At 70.5% G+C, this 14,892-nt stretch carries 14 protein-coding genes; 12 read left to right on the forward strand and 2 right to left on the reverse strand.

The annotated features are described in order from the left end of the window. Positions 1 to 4 precede the first annotated feature (4 nt). The 11 genes from arcC to ACZ5J1_RS02545 all read left to right on the forward strand — a co-directional run bounded on the left by arcC (position 5) and on the right by ACZ5J1_RS02545 (position 10,944). Entirely contained in the window at positions 5 to 928 is a 924-nt protein-coding gene (gene arcC, locus ACZ5J1_RS02495; RefSeq protein WP_464562188.1) for a carbamate kinase, read from the forward strand. Further along, positions 928 to 2,187 (forward strand): arginine deiminase, encoded by a 1,260-nt coding sequence (locus ACZ5J1_RS02500; protein ID WP_464562190.1) that lies wholly within the window; start codon positions 928 to 930, stop codon positions 2,185 to 2,187. The genes arcC and ACZ5J1_RS02500 overlap by 1 nt, the downstream gene beginning before the upstream one ends. Continuing rightward, positions 2,184 to 2,321: a hypothetical protein gene (locus ACZ5J1_RS02505; RefSeq protein WP_464562191.1), complete on the forward strand. Its 138-nt coding sequence runs from the start codon at positions 2,184 to 2,186 to the stop codon at positions 2,319 to 2,321. Before ACZ5J1_RS02500 ends, ACZ5J1_RS02505 begins: the two co-directional genes overlap by 4 nt. Continuing rightward, a complete protein-coding gene (locus ACZ5J1_RS02510) occupies positions 2,318 to 3,823 on the forward strand; it encodes a Na+/H+ antiporter NhaC family protein (RefSeq protein WP_464562193.1) in 1,506 nt (501 codons plus the stop codon). Before ACZ5J1_RS02505 ends, ACZ5J1_RS02510 begins: the two co-directional genes overlap by 4 nt. Further along, positions 3,816 to 5,309 (forward strand): YfcC family protein, encoded by a 1,494-nt coding sequence (locus ACZ5J1_RS02515; protein ID WP_464562195.1) that lies wholly within the window; start codon positions 3,816 to 3,818, stop codon positions 5,307 to 5,309. Before ACZ5J1_RS02510 ends, ACZ5J1_RS02515 begins: the two co-directional genes overlap by 8 nt. Before the next feature lie 36 nt (positions 5,310 to 5,345). Further along, complete coding sequence (locus ACZ5J1_RS02520; protein ID WP_464562197.1) at positions 5,346 to 5,831, forward strand: hypothetical protein; 486 nt, start codon at positions 5,346 to 5,348, stop codon at positions 5,829 to 5,831. 25 nt (positions 5,832 to 5,856) lie between these two features. Next, on the forward strand, positions 5,857 to 6,753 hold the full coding sequence (locus ACZ5J1_RS02525; protein WP_464562199.1) for a hypothetical protein: 897 nt from the start codon (positions 5,857 to 5,859) through the stop codon (positions 6,751 to 6,753). A 12-nt stretch (positions 6,754 to 6,765) separates the two neighbouring features. Then, positions 6,766 to 8,067, forward strand: coding sequence for a threonine/serine exporter family protein (locus ACZ5J1_RS02530; protein ID WP_464562201.1), 1,302 nt, complete (start codon positions 6,766 to 6,768; stop codon positions 8,065 to 8,067). Positions 8,068 to 8,187: 120 nt separating this feature from the next. Further along, on the forward strand, positions 8,188 to 9,537 hold the full coding sequence (locus ACZ5J1_RS02535) for a hemolysin family protein (protein WP_464562203.1): 1,350 nt from the start codon (positions 8,188 to 8,190) through the stop codon (positions 9,535 to 9,537). Continuing rightward, the gene (locus ACZ5J1_RS02540) at positions 9,534 to 10,568 is read left to right on the forward strand and encodes a hemolysin family protein (RefSeq protein WP_464562204.1); all 1,035 of its coding nucleotides are present in this window, start codon (positions 9,534 to 9,536) and stop codon (positions 10,566 to 10,568) included. The genes ACZ5J1_RS02535 and ACZ5J1_RS02540 overlap by 4 nt, the downstream gene beginning before the upstream one ends. Before the next feature lie 4 nt (positions 10,569 to 10,572). Further along, entirely contained in the window at positions 10,573 to 10,944 is a 372-nt protein-coding gene (locus ACZ5J1_RS02545) for a VOC family protein (RefSeq protein ID WP_464562205.1), read from the forward strand. A gap of 2 nt (positions 10,945 to 10,946) precedes the next feature. On the opposite strand, the gene ACZ5J1_RS02550 is transcribed toward ACZ5J1_RS02545, so the two are convergent. Beyond that, positions 10,947 to 11,327, reverse strand: a complete 381-nt coding sequence (locus ACZ5J1_RS02550; RefSeq protein WP_464562207.1) for a VOC family protein — start codon at positions 11,325 to 11,327, stop codon at positions 10,947 to 10,949. A 35-nt stretch (positions 11,328 to 11,362) separates the two neighbouring features. Here ACZ5J1_RS02550 and ACZ5J1_RS02555 point away from each other — a divergent pair, with 35 nt between their 5' ends. After that, positions 11,363 to 12,499 carry an acetate/propionate family kinase gene (locus tag ACZ5J1_RS02555; RefSeq protein WP_464562209.1) on the forward strand — a complete coding sequence of 379 codons (1,137 nt, stop codon included), beginning with the start codon at positions 11,363 to 11,365 and terminating at the stop codon, positions 12,497 to 12,499. Here the strand turns inward: ACZ5J1_RS02555 and ACZ5J1_RS02560 are convergent. Next, positions 12,485 to 14,878, reverse strand: a complete 2,394-nt coding sequence (locus tag ACZ5J1_RS02560; protein ID WP_464562211.1) for a phosphoketolase family protein — start codon at positions 14,876 to 14,878, stop codon at positions 12,485 to 12,487. The two genes, ACZ5J1_RS02555 and ACZ5J1_RS02560, sit on opposite strands and share 15 nt — an antisense overlap. Positions 14,879 to 14,892 lie beyond the last annotated feature (14 nt).

Below are 14,892 nucleotides of genomic sequence, written 5' to 3' on the forward strand. Positions count from 1 at the left end.
CCCGATGCGGGTCGTGGTGGCGCTGGGCGGCAACGCGCTCCTCAAGCGCGGTCAGGCGATGACCGCGGAGAACCAGCGCGCCAGCATCCGTACGGCGGCTCCGGCTCTGGCCGCGGTCGCCGCGAACCACGAGCTGGTCCTCTCCCACGGCAACGGACCGCAGGTCGGGCTGCTCGCGCTCCAGGCGGCGGCGTACAAGGACGTCGAGGCCTATCCGCTCGACATCCTCGGGGCCCAGACCCAGGGGATGATCGGCTACATGCTCGAGCAGGAGCTGGGCAACGTCCTGCCGCGCGAGGTGCCGCTGGCCACCATCCTCACGATGGTGCAGGTCGACCCGAACGACCCGGCGTTCGGCAACCCGACCAAGTTCGTCGGCCCGATCTACGACCGGGCCGAGGCCGACCGGTTGGCCGCCGAGAAGGGCTGGGTCTTCAAGGCAGACGGCGACAGCTGGCGGCGGGTGGTGCCGTCTCCGGAGCCTCAGCGGATCTTCGAGATCCGACCCATCCACTGGCTGCTCGACCAGGGCGTGGTGCTGATCTGTGCCGGCGGGGGTGGCGTCCCGACGATGCTCGATCCCGCCGACCCGGACACGCTCGTCGGGGTCGAGGCCGTGATCGACAAGGACCTGGCCAGCCAGCTGCTGGCCCAGCACGTCGAGGCCGACCTGTTCATCATGCTCACCGACGTGGACGCGGTCTACGCCGACTGGGGCACCCCGGAGCAGCGGGCGCTGGCGCGGGTCACCCCTGCCGAGCTGCGCGGGTCCGAGTTCGCCGCCGGCTCGATGGGGCCGAAGGTCGAGGCGGCCTGTCGGTTCGTCGAGGCGACCGGGGGCCGGGCAGCGATCGGCTCCCTGAGCCAGATCACCGAGATTCTCGAACAGAAGGCGGGCACCCAGATCGTGTCCGGGATGGAGGAGTGATGACGTTCGGAGTGCATTCAGAGGTCGGCAAGCTGCGCAAGGTGATCGTTCACCGGCCGGATCTGAGCCTCAAGCGACTCACCCCGACCAACCACGACGACCTGCTCTTCGACGACGTGCTGTGGGTCGAGCGCGCCCAGTACGAGCACGACCAGTTCGTGGCCCGGATGCGGGAGCGCGGCGTCGAGGTCTTCCTGCTCCAGGACCTGCTGGGCGAAGCCATCGCGGCCAGCGAGGCGGGACGCGAGCGGCTGATCGAGGTGGTGGCCTCGGAGATGACGGTCGGCATCTCGCTGGTCGACCAGGTCCGCGACGCGCTCCGCGGTCTGGCGCCCGAGCAGCTCGCCACCCATGTCATCGGTGGCCTCACCGTCGCCGAGTCGGGCCTCGACGTCGGCGCGCTGAAGTCCTCGTCGGTGATCGCCAGCGCGCTCGACGACGAGGGCACCTTCGTGCTGCCGCCGCTGCCGAACACGCTCTTCACTCGAGACTCCTCGTGCTGGATCTACGGCGGCGTCTCGATCAACCCGATGTACTGGCCGGCCCGACGCCTCGAGGCGTTCAACGTCGCCACCATCTACCGGCACCACCCGATGTTCGCCGAGGCCGACTTCGAGTTCTGGTACCCGACCCTGGGCGAGGACGAGAGGTTCCGGGCCGAGGACTTCGGCCGGTCCTCGCTCGAGGGTGGGGACGTCCAGCCGATCGGCAACGGCACCGTCCTGATCGGGATGAGCGAGCGCTCCCAGGCCCGGATGATCGAGCAGGTCGCGCAGTCGTTGTTCGCGAAGGGTGCCGCCGAGCGCGTGATCGCGGTCGTGATGACCAAGGACCGCGCCCACATGCACCTCGACACCGTCTTCACCATGCTCGATCGCGACGCCGTCACCCTGTACCCGAAGGTGATGAACAACGTCCGGGCGATCAGCCTGCGCCCGGGGGTCAACGGGAAACCGTTCCACGTCACCGAGGAGCCGGGGTTCCTGCCGGCCGTCGCCGACGCTCTCGGGGTCGACAAGCTCCGGGTCGTCGAGACCGGGGGCGACCAGTACCAGGCCGAACGGGAGCAGTGGGACGACGGCAACAACGTGGTGGCCCTCGAGCCGGGCGTGGTGGTCGCCTACGAACGCAACACCCACACGATCAAGAAGATGCGCGAGGCCGGGATCGAGGTCGTCACGATCGAGGGCTTCGAGCTCGGCAAGGGCCGAGGTGGCGGGCACTGCATGACCTGCCCGATCGAGCGGGACCCGCTGTGAGCACCCTGGGCCTCGGGCGCTGGCTCCTGATCATCGCCGCGGCCGCCTGCCTGGTGGGTCTGGTGGTCAAGGCGCACGGGGACGAGCACCATCGGGGCGACGAGACGGGTGCGATCGCTCAGGTCGCCCGGTGAAGGAACCTCGGGAGCCCAGCCTGCTGGACTCGCTCGCCCCGATCGTCGTCCTGATCGGGCTGCTGGCGCTGACCATCGGCCTGTTCGGGGTCAGTGCGACCGACGGCCCGCTCCAGGTCGCGCTCCTGCTCAGCGCCGCCTTCGCCAGCCTGGTCGCCTTCAAGAACGGGCACTCGGTCGAGAGCGTCGCGGACGCGGCGGTCTCGGGAGTGACGGCGGCGATGAGCGCGGTCTTCATCCTGCTCGCGGTCGGCGCCCTGATCGGCACCTGGAACATGGCGGGCACCATCCCGACCGTCGTCGACATCGGCATCCGCTTCGTCAGCCCGACCTGGTTCTACTTCACCGCCGCCGCCGTGTGCGCGCTGGTGGGGATGGTCACCGGCAGCTCGTGGACGACCGCCGGAACCCTCGGGGTCGCGTTCGTCGGGATGAGCACCGTGCTGGGCCTGGACCAGGCGATCGCGGCCGGCGCGGTGATCTGCGGTGCGTACTTCGGCGACAAGATGACGCCGCTCTCGGAGACGACCATCCTCGTGCCGAAGCTGGTCGGCGGTGGGCTCACCACCGGCCGGCACGTGAGGAACATGCTCTGGACCGCCGGGCCGGCCCTCGTGGTCAGCCTGATCATCTTCTTCTTCCTCGGCCGGAGCGCGTCCGGCGACTCCAGCGACGCGGTCGCGCAGGCGCGGGCGGCGCTGGGCTCGGCCTTCACCATCTCGGCGCTGTGCCTGCTCCCGCTGCTCGCGCTGGTGGTGCTCGCGCTGCTCCGGATGCCGCCGTTCCTGTCGATCCTCGGCTCCTCCCTGCTCGCCGCCGTGCTCGCGCCGTTCCTGCAGTGGGACGCCGTGGTCGCCTTCGTCGACGACCCCAGCCTGGGCACGGTCGGCACCGCGATCCACGCGGGGTACGCCGCGATGGCGACCGGGTTCGTCAGCGACTCCGGTTTTGCACCCGTCGACGAGCTGTTCTCCCGCGGCGGCATGTCGAGCATGCTCACCACGATCTGGCTGGTGCTGGGCGCGCTCTCCTTCGCCGCGGTGATGGAGCGCGCCGGCTTCCTGCAACGCCTGCTGCAGCCGGTCGTGGCCGCCGCCCACTCGCGCGGCACGCTGATCAGCTCCGTCGTGGTCAGCGGGGTCGGCCTCAACGTGATCGCCGGGGACCAGTACGTCGCCGACGTGCTACCCGCCCGGACGTTCCGGGGCGAGTTCGCCAAGCGGGGTCTGGCCCCCGAGGTGCTGAGCCGGTCGGTGGAGGACTCGGGCACGGTCACCTCGGTGCTGGTGCCGTGGAACACCTGCGGCGCCTACATCTCCGGCGTGCTCGGCGTCTCGACGATCGCCTACCTGCCGTTCTGCTTCTTCAACATCCTCAGTCCGCTGCTGGACGTGCTCTACGGATACATCGGTTTCAAGGTCCCGAACGCTGACGAGCCGTGGGGAGATCCGGACCAACCGGTCACGGCCACGGCCTCACCCTCAGGAGGTACGGATGTCTGATTCATCGGTGGAGACGCCGGTCGAGCCGAAGAAGGGATTCAGGCTCCCGTCGGCGTACACGATCCTGTTCGCGCTGATCGTGCTGATGGCGATCGCGACCTGGATCGTGCCCGCCGGCGTCTACGACGTCGACGGAGACGGCAGCCCGATCCCCGGGACCTACCACGGGGTGGACTCGCACCCGGCCCGGATCCTGATCGACTCCCTCACGGCGCCGATCAACGGGCTGTACGGGATCGAGAACGCCGACGGCAACATCAACTACTACAACGACGGGACGCTCTTCGGAGCGATCGACGTCGCGTTGTTCATCATCATCATCGGCGGCTTCCTCGGCGTGACGATGCGCACCGGCGCGATCCAGAACGGCATCGGCAGCCTGGTCAAGAAGCTCGCCGGACGCGAGCGCTGGATGATCCCGATCCTGATGATCGTGTTCGCGATCGGCGGCACCACCTACGGCATGGCCGAGGAGAGCCTGGCCTTCTACGCGCTGATCATCGCGGTGATGATCGCCGCGGGGTACGACGCCATGACCGGTGCCGCCGTCGTGCTGCTCGGCTGCGGCATCGGCACGTTCGGCTCCACGATCAACCCGTTCGCGACCGGGATCGCCTCCGGCTTCGCCGGGACGTCGATCAGTGACGGGTTCGTGCTGCGTCTGGTCCTCCTCGTCGCCGGTCTCGCCGGTGGCATCTTCTTCGTCCTCCGCTACGCCGACCGGGTGAAGAAGGACCCGTCGAAGTCCGTCGTCGCCGACATGCGCGAGGCGAACCAGGCGCACTTCAGCGCCGGTTCGGCCGAGGCCGATGTCACGATGACGGGTCGCCAGAAGGTGATCCTCGGCCTGTTCGGGCTCGCCTTCGGCGTGATGATGTACGGCGTCATCCCGTGGGAGGACCTCAACCTGCCGTTCCCCACGCTGTGGTGGTGGTTCCCCGAGATGACCGCGTCGTTCATCCTGTTCAGCGTCCTGATCGGGATCGTTGGCGGCCTCTCCGAGACGGACCTGACCGGTTCGTTCGTGGACGGCGCCCGCGACCTGCTCGGGGTCGCCCTGATCATCGGGATCGCCCGCGGCATCACGGTGATCATGAACAACGGCCAGATCACCGACACCGTGCTGAACTGGGCCGAGCAGGCGCTCGGCGACGTCGGCCAGGGCGGCTTCGCGATCGTGATGTTCATCCTCTTCCTGCCGCTCTCCTTCCTGATCCCGTCCACGTCGGGGCTGGCGACCGTGGCGATGCCGATCATGAGCCCGCTCGCCTCGTTCAGCGGGGTCAGCCCGGAACTGGTCGTGACCGCGTTCCAGAGCGCGTCGGGCGTGATGAACCTGTTCGTCCCGACGTCCGCGGTCGTGATGGGTGGTCTGGCGATCGCCCGCGTCCCGTACGGGGCGTATCTGCGCTGGGTCTGGCCGATCCTGGTCTACTTGATCGTCCTCAGCGTCGTGGGACTCGGCCTCGTCGCAGTCATCTCCTAGATCGGAGCCCTGATCGTGGCCCACGAGCCCGCGCGCATGCCCCGCACCGACGTCCTCGGCCTGGCCTCGGGCGGTGAGGGCGCGATCACCGGCACCGTGATCTGTGCCTCGGCGATCGCCTACAGCGCGGGTCACGTGCACTCGACGGCTCAGCTGAGCCTGATCATCGTGGCGACCGTCGGGGTCTACTGGCTCGCGCACCTGCACGCCATGACGATCGGGAAGTCCCTCAACTACGGGCACCACCCGACGATCGCGCTGCGGCACGCGTTCGTGGAGACGATCCCTCTCGCCGCGGCATCGGTGGTGCCGCTCCTGGTGCTCCTGGTCACCCGCCTCTTCGGGGCGGAGCTCGCCACCTCGGCCTGGATCGCGCTGTGGGTGAGCGTGGCCCTGCTCGCGACCTACAGCTACATCGGCGGTGTCCGGGGTGGACTGTCGCTGAGGGGCCGCCTCCTCAGCGCGCTCGCCGGTGCCGGTCTCGGTCTGCTCGTCACATTGCTCAAGGTGGGGCTGCATTGAGCGCCCCCGCAACGAAGGAGGCCCGATGAATTCGTCGGTTCGGCAGGTCCTGATGGGTGCAGGAACGCTGGCGCTGGTGGTCGCGATGACCGGCTGCGGCGACGGCGATCGGATCGACCGGGATCCGTCCTCGAGTGCATCGCCGAGCGTCGCGTTGCCGACGGCGAACCTCCCGAAGCCCTCCCCGACGCGGACCCCGACCCGGTCACCCCGACCGACCGAGACCGCGAGCGAGTCGGCGAGCGTGACGCCCACGCCCACGCCCACGCCCACGCCGACCCCGACCCCGACTCCTACGCCGACTCCGACGCCCACCCCGACTCCTACGCCTACCCCGACTCCTACGCCCACTCCCACGCCGACGCCGACGCCCACTCCGACGCCGAGCCCCACGCCGACTCCGACACCCACCCCGAGCCCCACGCCGGCGCCTCCGGTCGACGACGACACGACGCCGGTCGCGGACGAGGGTGCCCCGACCTGGCTCTGGTGGCTCCTCGGCGCGATCCTCGTCGCCCTGAGCGCGGCCGGTGTCTTCATCGCCACCCGCCGGAGCGCGAAGGGGCGCTGGCTCGCTGCCCGGAACGCCGCCGACTCCGAGACGGACTGGCTCGCCCACGACCTCCTGCCCGGGCTCGCGGGCATGCCCACGCTCGCCGGCGTCGCTGAGGGCTGGACGGCCAGCCGGCCCCGCGTGGTGGCGCTCGAGGACCGGCTCACCACCCTCGCCGCCTCGGCTGAGGAGGACGAGCAGGCCGGCGTCCTCCAGGTCCGCGACGCCGTCCGCGGCACCGTGGAGGGGGTCGACCGGATCGCCGCAGGGACGACGAGTGACGCCGTCTGGGCCCTCGACATCGACGAGGCCATCCAGCGCCTTCAGCAGGCTCGTGGAGCCCAGGGTGGATCGTCCGGCGGGAGCTGACGGGAACGAGTCATGGCCGAGCACGACGACACCTACAAGGCGTTCGACCTCGCACTGCGCGTCGGCGAGATCCTGCTGTGCTCGGGTGCCGGTGCCGCCGACGTCGTCGCGACCATGGTCGGGGTGGCGCGGGCCTGCGGGATCAACGGTGTCACCGCCGACGTCACCTACACCGACCTCACCCTGCGGCAGCAGTTGACCGCGGGAGAGCCGACTACGATCCAGGTCCGCCGGGTGACGCGTCGGGAGGTGGACTACAGCGTCCTCACCCAGGTCGACCGGATCGTGCACGACCTCGCGCAGAAGGAGATCACCCGCGACGACGCCCGCGATGCGGTGGCCCGGGTCGTGTCGACCGGCCCGCCCCGCAGTCGGTGGGCGGTCACGATCGGATGGGGCGTGATGGGGGCCGGGGTCGCGATCATGCTCGGCGGTCGCCCCGTGGTCGTCGCGCTCGCCTTCCTCACCGCCGGCGCGATCCACCGCACCCAACGACTGATGTCGCGCTACCGGCTGCCGCCGTTCTACCAACAGGTCGCCGGTGCCGCTCTGGCCACAGTGGTCGCCGCCGTCGCGCTCGCCGTGGGCCTCGACGTGAACCCGTCGCGGGTGGTGACCGCCGGGATCGTGATGCTGCTCGCCGGGATCGGCGTGATGGGAGCGACTCAGGACGCGATCACCGAGTACCCGGTCACCGCAAGCGCCCGACTCCTCGACGCCCTGCTCGCCACCACCGGCATCGTCGGCGGGGTCAGCGCCGGGATCAGCCTGGGCAAGGTGTTCGGCCAGGACCTGGGAGCGATCAACCCGGGGACGATCGGCAGTGCCGCGGTGGGGGCTCAGCTGATCGGCGCGGCCGTCGCGGCGGCCGCGTTCGCCTACGCGTCGTACGCCTCGATCTTCGCCGTCCTGGCGGTCGCACTCGTCGGCGCCCTCGGCCAGGGGGTGTGGGTGGTTCTGCACCAGGCGGAGCTGGCGTCCACCTTCGCCTCCGTGGGAGCCGCGATCGCGGTGGGTGCTGTGTGCCACACGGTCGCCGGTCGGTTTCGGGTGCCCCCGCTGGTGGTCGTCGTCCCCGCGATCGTGCCGCTCCTGCCCGGTCTGGCGATCTACCGCGGCCTGACGCTGCTGGCGGACGGGCAGGACGGGATCCCTCAGCTGATCTCCGCCGCGGCGACCGCGATCGCGTTGGCGGCGGGCGTCATCCTCGGGCAGTACCTGTCCCGGCCGTTCCTGCGCGACGCGACCCGGCTGGAGCACCGGCTCGTCGGCCCGCGCCTGGTCGGATCCCGGATCGTCTGGAGGAAGGGCTGACTGGTCCGGCTCGCTATCCACCGCTCGGTATCCTCGAGGGACCATGGATGATCGACCTCGAAGTCCGAGACCCTCCGGCCCAGTAGTCCTGCCCACCAGGACGGTCGGGGGGTGTGTTCGATGAACGAGTGGATCATGCTCGCTGCCGGCCTGGTCCTCACGGTGGGAACGGGCCTCTTCGTGGCCTCCGAGTTCGCGCTGGTCAACCTCGACCGGCACGAGCTCGAAACCAGGGACGCTGCCGGGGAGAAGGGGCTCCGCCCCACGATCAAGGCGCTGCGGATCACCTCCACGCACCTGTCCAGCGCCCAGCTGGGGATCACCCTGACCACCCTGCTGACCGGTTACCTCGTCGAACCGGCGGTCAGCTCCCTGCTCGAGGATCCGCTGGCCGCCGTCGGCGTCCCGGACTCGGCCGTCCCTGCCGTCGGGGTGGTGGTGGGCCTGGTGCTGGCCACCCTCGTGTCGATGGTGATCGGCGAGCTCGTGCCCAAGAACCTCGCGCTCGCCGTCCCACTCGCCACCGCGAAGGTGGTCGTGCCCTTCCAGGCCGCCTTCACCACCACGTTCCGGCCGCTGGTGCTGCTGCTCAACAACACCGCCAACGCGCTGATCCGTGCGATGGGGATCGAGCCCAAGGAGGAGCTCAGCAGCGCCCGCAGCGCCGATGAGCTCACCTACCTGATCCAGCACTCCGCCTCCGAGGGCGTGCTCGAGTCCGACGACGCAGCCCTGCTCAGCCGGACCCTCCGGTTCGCCGAGCGCGACGCCGCCGACGTGATGACGCCGCGCTTCCGGATGACGTCGGTGCCACAGACCGCCACCGCGGCCGACGTGATCGCGATCGCCGCGCCCAGCGGGCACTCACGGCTGCCGGTGGTCGGCGCCGGTCCGGACGAGGTCGTCGGCCTGGTCCACGTGAAGCAGGCCTTCGCGGTGCCGCTGGCCGAGCGTCGTACGACGACCGCGGCCGACCTGATGACCGACGTCACCCGCGTCCCCGAGACCCTCGCCGCCCCCGCCCTGCTCGATCTGCTCCGCCGCGGCGGCATGCAGCTCGCCATCGTCACCGACGAGCACGGCGGCACCGCCGGGGTGGTGACCCTGGAGGACCTGGTCGAGGAGATCATCGGCGAGCTCGAGGACGAGCACGACCGCTACCACGTCGCCTTCACCCGCCGGGGCCGCTCGATCGTCTTCGACGCGCTCTGGCGTCCCGACGAGCTGCGCGACCGCACCGGCGTCGAGGTCCCCGAGAGCCCCGACTGGGACACGGTCGCCGGCTATCTGGCGGCCGCCCTCGGCCAGATCCCCGAGATCGGCGACGAGGTCGAGCTGCCCGACGGTGTCCTGCGGGTCGAACGCACCGAGGGGCGGCGGGTCAGCCGGATCCGCTTCGTCCCGGCCGACCTCCCCACTGACGCCACGATCGAGACCACGACCGACGCTGCGATCGGGGGCCAGGCATGAGCGAGTACTGGTCCGGGCTGATCTGGCTCGTCGTCCTGCTGGCGGGCAACGCCTTCTTCGTCGGCGCCGAGTTCGCCGTCATCTCCGCCCGCCGCTCCCAGATCGAGCCGCGCGCCGCCGCCGGCAGCCGGGCGGCGACCACGACCCTGTGGGCGATGGAGCACGCGACCCTGATGCTGGCCACCAGTCAGCTCGGGATCACGATCTGCTCGCTGCTCATCCTCAACGTCTCCGAGCCGGCGATCCACCACCTGCTCGAGTACCCGCTGGGGGTCACCTCGCTGTCGGCGGAGACGATCAGCGTGACCGCGTTCGTGGTCGCGCTCGCGCTGGTCACGTTCCTGCACGTCGTCTTCGGCGAGATGGTGCCGAAGAACCTGGCGTTCTCCGTGCCCGACCGGGCCGCGCTGCTCCTGGCGCCGCCGCTGGTGCTGACCTCGCGGCTGTTGCGCCCCGCGATCTGGTTCCTCAACGGCTCGGCCAACCTGCTCGTCCGGCTCGTCGGGATCGAACCCAAGGACGAGGCGACCAGTACCTACACGCGGGAGCAGGTCGCCGGCATCGTCGAGCAGTCAGGACGCGAGGGGACGCTGGAGGCGACCCGGCCGTTGACCGGCGCCTTCGAGTTCACCGACCGTCGTGCCGCCGACATCCTGGTGCCGCTGTCCGACGTCGACCTGCTCCCGCCCGACGCCACGCCTCTCGACGTCCAGGAGGCGGTCGTCCGGCACGGGCACTCGCGGCACGTGCTCGCCGACGCCGCCGGCACCCCGGTCGGCTACGTCCACATGAAGGACGTGATGGAGCTCGACGACGTGGTGTTCGCCGAGCCCCTGCCCGACAAGCGGGTACGTCGTCTCGTTGCGATCTCGGTCAACGCCGAGCTGGAGGACGTGCTGGCCCAGATGCGCCAGCACGGATCACACGTCGCCTGCTGCGTCGACGAGACCGGCACCGTGCGCGGACTGCTCTTCCTCGAGGACGCGATCGAGGTGCTGGTCGGCGAGATCCACGACGCGACCGCCGGATGAGCCGATGATCGAGACCATCCCGATCCTGCCCAGTGCCGATTTCGACGTCAGCACCGGGTTCTACGCACGGTTCGGCTTCATCGAGCGCGGTCGCTGGGAGGAGTACCTCATCCTCCGCCACCCCGAGCTCGGGATCGAGCTGCACTTCTGGGACGACCCGACCGTGGACCGGTGGACCAACGACGTGGCCTGCTACCTCCGCTTCGGCTCGCCCGAGGAGGCGCTGGCCCAGCACGCGGCCTGGGCGTCGGTCGAGGTGCCCGAGCCCGCCACGCTCAGCGTCCCGCAGTCCGAGTCCTGGGGTGCCGTGGAGTTCCACCTGATCGACCTGCACGGCAACCTGATCCGGCTCGGCGGGTTCCCGCCGCAGGAGTGAGCTCAGGCCTGGCAGAGGCAGAACGGGTGACCGGCCGGGTCGCGGAAGACCCGGAAGTTCGTGCTCGCCGCCCCGTCGGGCTGGTGGTCGTGCTTGGTCGCTCCGAGCGCGAGGGTCTGCGCCTCGGCGGTGTCGAGGTCGTCGACCCAGACGTCGACGTGCAGCTGCTGCGGATGCTCCTGGCCCGGCCACTCCGGGGCGCGGTAGTCCTCGACCCGCTGGAAGGCGAGCTTGCGCATCCGGTCCTCGGGGGAGCGGACGTTGGCCCAGGAGCCGTCGTCGTCGACCTCGACCGACCAGTCCAGCAGGGCGCCGTAGAACCGGGCCGCGACGGCGACGTCGGGGCAGTCCAGGACGACGTACGGATTCCGGGCGATGGCCATGGCACCGAGGATAGGTCGGTGGCTAGCGTGGGGGAATGCCTGCCGTGCTGGTGCTCAACGCCGGGTCGTCCTCGCTGAAGTACCAGGTCGTCGACCCCGACGGCACCCGGCACCTGGCCGGTGTCGTCGAGCGGATCGACGAGCACGGATTCGCCGCCGCCTTGGCCGAGTTGGAGACCCGGCTGCACGCCGCGGGCCTGGACCGCAGCCACCTGGCCGCGGTCGGCCACCGGGTCGTGCACGGTGGGCCGACGTTCGTCGACCCGGTGGTGATCGATGCGGGCGTCGAGGAGGCGATCGACGACCTGGCGCGGTTCGCGCCGCTGCACAACCCGCCCGCCCTGACCGCGATCCGGGCCGCGCGCGCGGAGTTCCCGGACCTGCCGCACGTGGCCGTCTTCGACACCGCCTTCTTCGCCGACCTGCCCGACGCCGCTGCGCACTACGCGATCGATGCCGAGGTCGCGGTCAGCCACGGCGTGCGCCGGTACGGCGCCCACGGCACCTCTCACGCCTACGTGTCGGGGCTCGCGGCGTCGTGGTCGTCCGTCCCCGCCACCGAGCTGCGCCAGATCGTGCTGCACCTGGGCAACGGCGCCTCGGTCGCGGCGATCCACGGCGGTCGCCCGGTCGACACCTCGATGGGGATGACACCCCTGGAAGGGCTCGTGATGGGCACCCGCGGCGGTGACACCGACCCGGGCGTGCTGCTGCACCTGCTGCGCGGTGGGATGGGACTCGACGAGCTCGAGGACCTGCTCCAGCACCGGTCCGGGCTGCAGGGGCTGGCGGGGCGCCACGACATGCGGGACCTGCTCGCCGCCCGCGCCGGCGGGGACCCGGCGGCCCGGCTGGCCTACGACGCCTACGTCCACCGGCTGCGCAGGTACGTCGGCGGCTACGCCGCGATCCTCGGTGGCGTCGACCAGATCGTCTTCACCGGTGGGGTCGGGGAGAACGCGGTCGTGGTCCGGGCCGATGCGCTGGCCGGGCTGGACGGCTTCGGGATCGTGGTCGACCCGGAGGTCAACGCCGCCCACGGTCAGGGTCCCCGCGTGATCTCCGCTCCCGGCTCGACGGTCCAGCTCCTCGTCGTCCCGACCGACGAGGAGCTGGAGATCGCGCGCCGGACCGCCGCCCTGCTGGGGATGCCCGGTTCAGAAGTCGGCTGAGGTGTCCGCCGCGGCCGCGTGCCGCGACGCCGTACCGCTCCAGGTCCACTCCTGCACCTCGGGCAGGTCCTCGCCGTGGTCGCGGGTCCACTGCCGGGCCCGACGACGGGTGTCGACCATCAGCTGACGCACGCCGGCGGCCGACGGCCCCAGGCCGGGAACCCGGTCGATCACGTCCATCACCAGGTGGTAGCGATCCAGGTCGTTCATCATCACCATGTCGAACGGCGTCGTGGTGGTGCCCTCCTCCTTGTAGCCGCGCACGTGCAGGTTGGCGTGGTTGGTGCGGCGGTAGGTCAGGCGGTGGATCAGCCACGGGTAGCCGTGGTAGGCGAAGACGACCGGCTTGTCGGTGGTGAAGATCCCGTCGAACTCGGCGCCGGGCAGCCCGTGCGGGTGCTCGCTGTCGTCCTGGAGCCGCATCAGGTCGACGACGTTGACGAACCGGATCTTCAGCTGGGGCAGGTGCTCGCGCAGCAGGCTGACCGCGGCCAGGCCCTCGAGGGTCGGGACGTCGCCGGCGGTGGCGATCACGACGTCGGGCTCGCCGGCGTCGGTGGAGGCCCAGTCCCAGATCCCGACCCCGCGCGAGCAGTGCAGGTCGGCCTGATCGGCGGTGAGCCAGTCGAAGGCCGGCTGCTTGCCGCTCACCACCACGTTCACGTAGTGCTTCGAGGCCAGGCAGTGCTGCATCGTCGAGAGCAGGGTGTTGGTGTCCGGCGGCAGGTAGACCCGGACGACCTCGGCCTTCTTGTTGACCACGTGGTCGATGAAGCCGGGGTCCTGGTGGCTCAGGCCGTTGTGGTCCTGACGCCAGACGTGGCTGGTGAGCAGGTAGTTGAGGCTCGAGATGTCGGCGCGCCACCCGATCTCCCGGGTGGTCTTGAGCCACTTGGCATGCTGGTTGAACATCGAGTCGACGAGGTGGATGAAGGCTTCGTAGCAGCTGAAGACGCCGTGCCGCCCGGTGAGCAGGTAGCCCTCCGCCCAGCCCTGGCAGGTGTGCTCCGACAGGATCTCCATCACCCGTCCCGAGCGGGCCAGGTGCTCGTCGACGTCGAGGATCTCGCCCTGGAACACCTTGTCGGTGACCTCGTAGACGGCGTCGAGCCGGTTCGACGCGGTCTCGTCGGGGCCGAAGATCCGGAAGTTGTCCGCGTTGTCGCGGACCACGTCGACCAGGTACTGGCCGAAGACCCGGGTCGCCTCGTGCACCGTCGCGCCGGGTGAGGGGACCTCGACGGCGTGGGTGCGGAAGTCCGGCAGTCGCAGCGGTCGGCGCAGCAGACCGCCGTTGGCGTGCGGGTTGGCGCTCATCCGGCGGGTGCCGGTCGGCGCCAGTGCCCGGATCGACTCCACCGGGATCCCGTCGGCGTCGAACAGGTCACCCGGCACGTACGACGCCAACCACTCCTGCAGCTGCTCGCGGTGCCGGTCGTTGCTGCGGGTCTCCGACAGCGGCACCTGGTGGGCCCGCCAGGTGCCCTCGACCTGCTTGCCGTCGACCTCGCGCGGCCCGGTCCAGCCCTTGGGGGTGACCATCAGGATCATCGGCCACGGCCGCCGCTCGCGGACGCCGTTCTCCCGGGCGTCGCGCTGGATCTCGCGGATCCGGTCGTGGGCGGCATCCATCGCGGCCGCCATCTGCTGGTGCACCTCGGCCGGATCGGATCCCTCGACGGTGAGGACCTCGTGGCCGTAGCCGCGCAGCAGGCTGAGCAGCTCCTCGCGCGGGATCCGCGCCGGGATCGTCGGGTTGGCGATCTTGTAGCCGTTGAGGTGCAGGATCGGCAGCACCGCGCCGTCGTTGACCGGGTCGAGGAACTTGTTCGAGTGCCACGACGTCGCCAGCGGTCCGGTCTCGAACTCACCGTCACCGACCACCGCAGCGACCACGAGGTCGGGGTTGTCCAGCGCGGCGCCGTACGCGTGCGAGAGGACGTAGCCGAGCTCCCCGCCCTCGTGGATCGACCCGGGCGTCTCCGGCGCCGCGTGCGACGGGATCCCGCCGGGGAAGGAGAACTGGCGGAAGAGCCGGTGGATGCCGGGGCCGTCGTAGGTGACCTCGGGGTAGATCTCGGAGTAGGTGCCCTCCAGCCACGACTGCGCGACGACCGCCGGACCACCGTGCCCGGGCCCGGCCATGAAGATCGCGTCGACGTCGCGCTCGCGGATCAGCCGGTTGAGGTGGGTGTAGATCAGGTTGAGGCCGGGCGTGGTGCCCCAGTGACCCAGCAGCCGGGGTTTGACGTCGTCGGGGACGAGGTCGCGCTCCAGCAGGGCGTTGTCGAGCAGGTAGATCTGCCCGACGGAGAGGTAGTTCGACGCGCGCCACCACGCGTCGAGGGCGGCGAGGTCATCGGTGCTCAGGGCTCCCATGGCCTCACTGTGCC

This window comes from Nocardioides sp. JCM 18999 (genome assembly GCF_055391175.1).

Coding starts and splice junctions, on each gene's coding strand:
- arcC (WP_464562188.1), top strand. CDS start 5: ATGCGGGTCGTGGTGGCGCTGGGCGGCAACGCGCTCCTCAAGCGCGGT.
- ACZ5J1_RS02500 (WP_464562190.1), top strand. CDS start 928: ATGACGTTCGGAGTGCATTCAGAGGTCGGCAAGCTGCGCAAGGTGATC.
- ACZ5J1_RS02515 (WP_464562195.1), top strand. CDS start 3,816: ATGTCTGATTCATCGGTGGAGACGCCGGTCGAGCCGAAGAAGGGATTC.
- ACZ5J1_RS02520 (WP_464562197.1), top strand. CDS start 5,346: ATGCCCCGCACCGACGTCCTCGGCCTGGCCTCGGGCGGTGAGGGCGCG.
- ACZ5J1_RS02525 (WP_464562199.1), top strand. CDS start 5,857: ATGAATTCGTCGGTTCGGCAGGTCCTGATGGGTGCAGGAACGCTGGCG.
- ACZ5J1_RS02530 (WP_464562201.1), top strand. CDS start 6,766: ATGGCCGAGCACGACGACACCTACAAGGCGTTCGACCTCGCACTGCGC.
- ACZ5J1_RS02535 (WP_464562203.1), top strand. CDS start 8,188: ATGAACGAGTGGATCATGCTCGCTGCCGGCCTGGTCCTCACGGTGGGA.
- ACZ5J1_RS02540 (WP_464562204.1), top strand. CDS start 9,534: ATGAGCGAGTACTGGTCCGGGCTGATCTGGCTCGTCGTCCTGCTGGCG.
- ACZ5J1_RS02545 (WP_464562205.1), top strand. CDS start 10,573: ATGATCGAGACCATCCCGATCCTGCCCAGTGCCGATTTCGACGTCAGC.
- ACZ5J1_RS02550 (WP_464562207.1), bottom strand. CDS start 11,327: ATGGCCATCGCCCGGAATCCGTACGTCGTCCTGGACTGCCCCGACGTC.
- ACZ5J1_RS02555 (WP_464562209.1), top strand. CDS start 11,363: ATGCCTGCCGTGCTGGTGCTCAACGCCGGGTCGTCCTCGCTGAAGTAC.
- ACZ5J1_RS02560 (WP_464562211.1), bottom strand. CDS start 14,878: ATGGGAGCCCTGAGCACCGATGACCTCGCCGCCCTCGACGCGTGGTGG.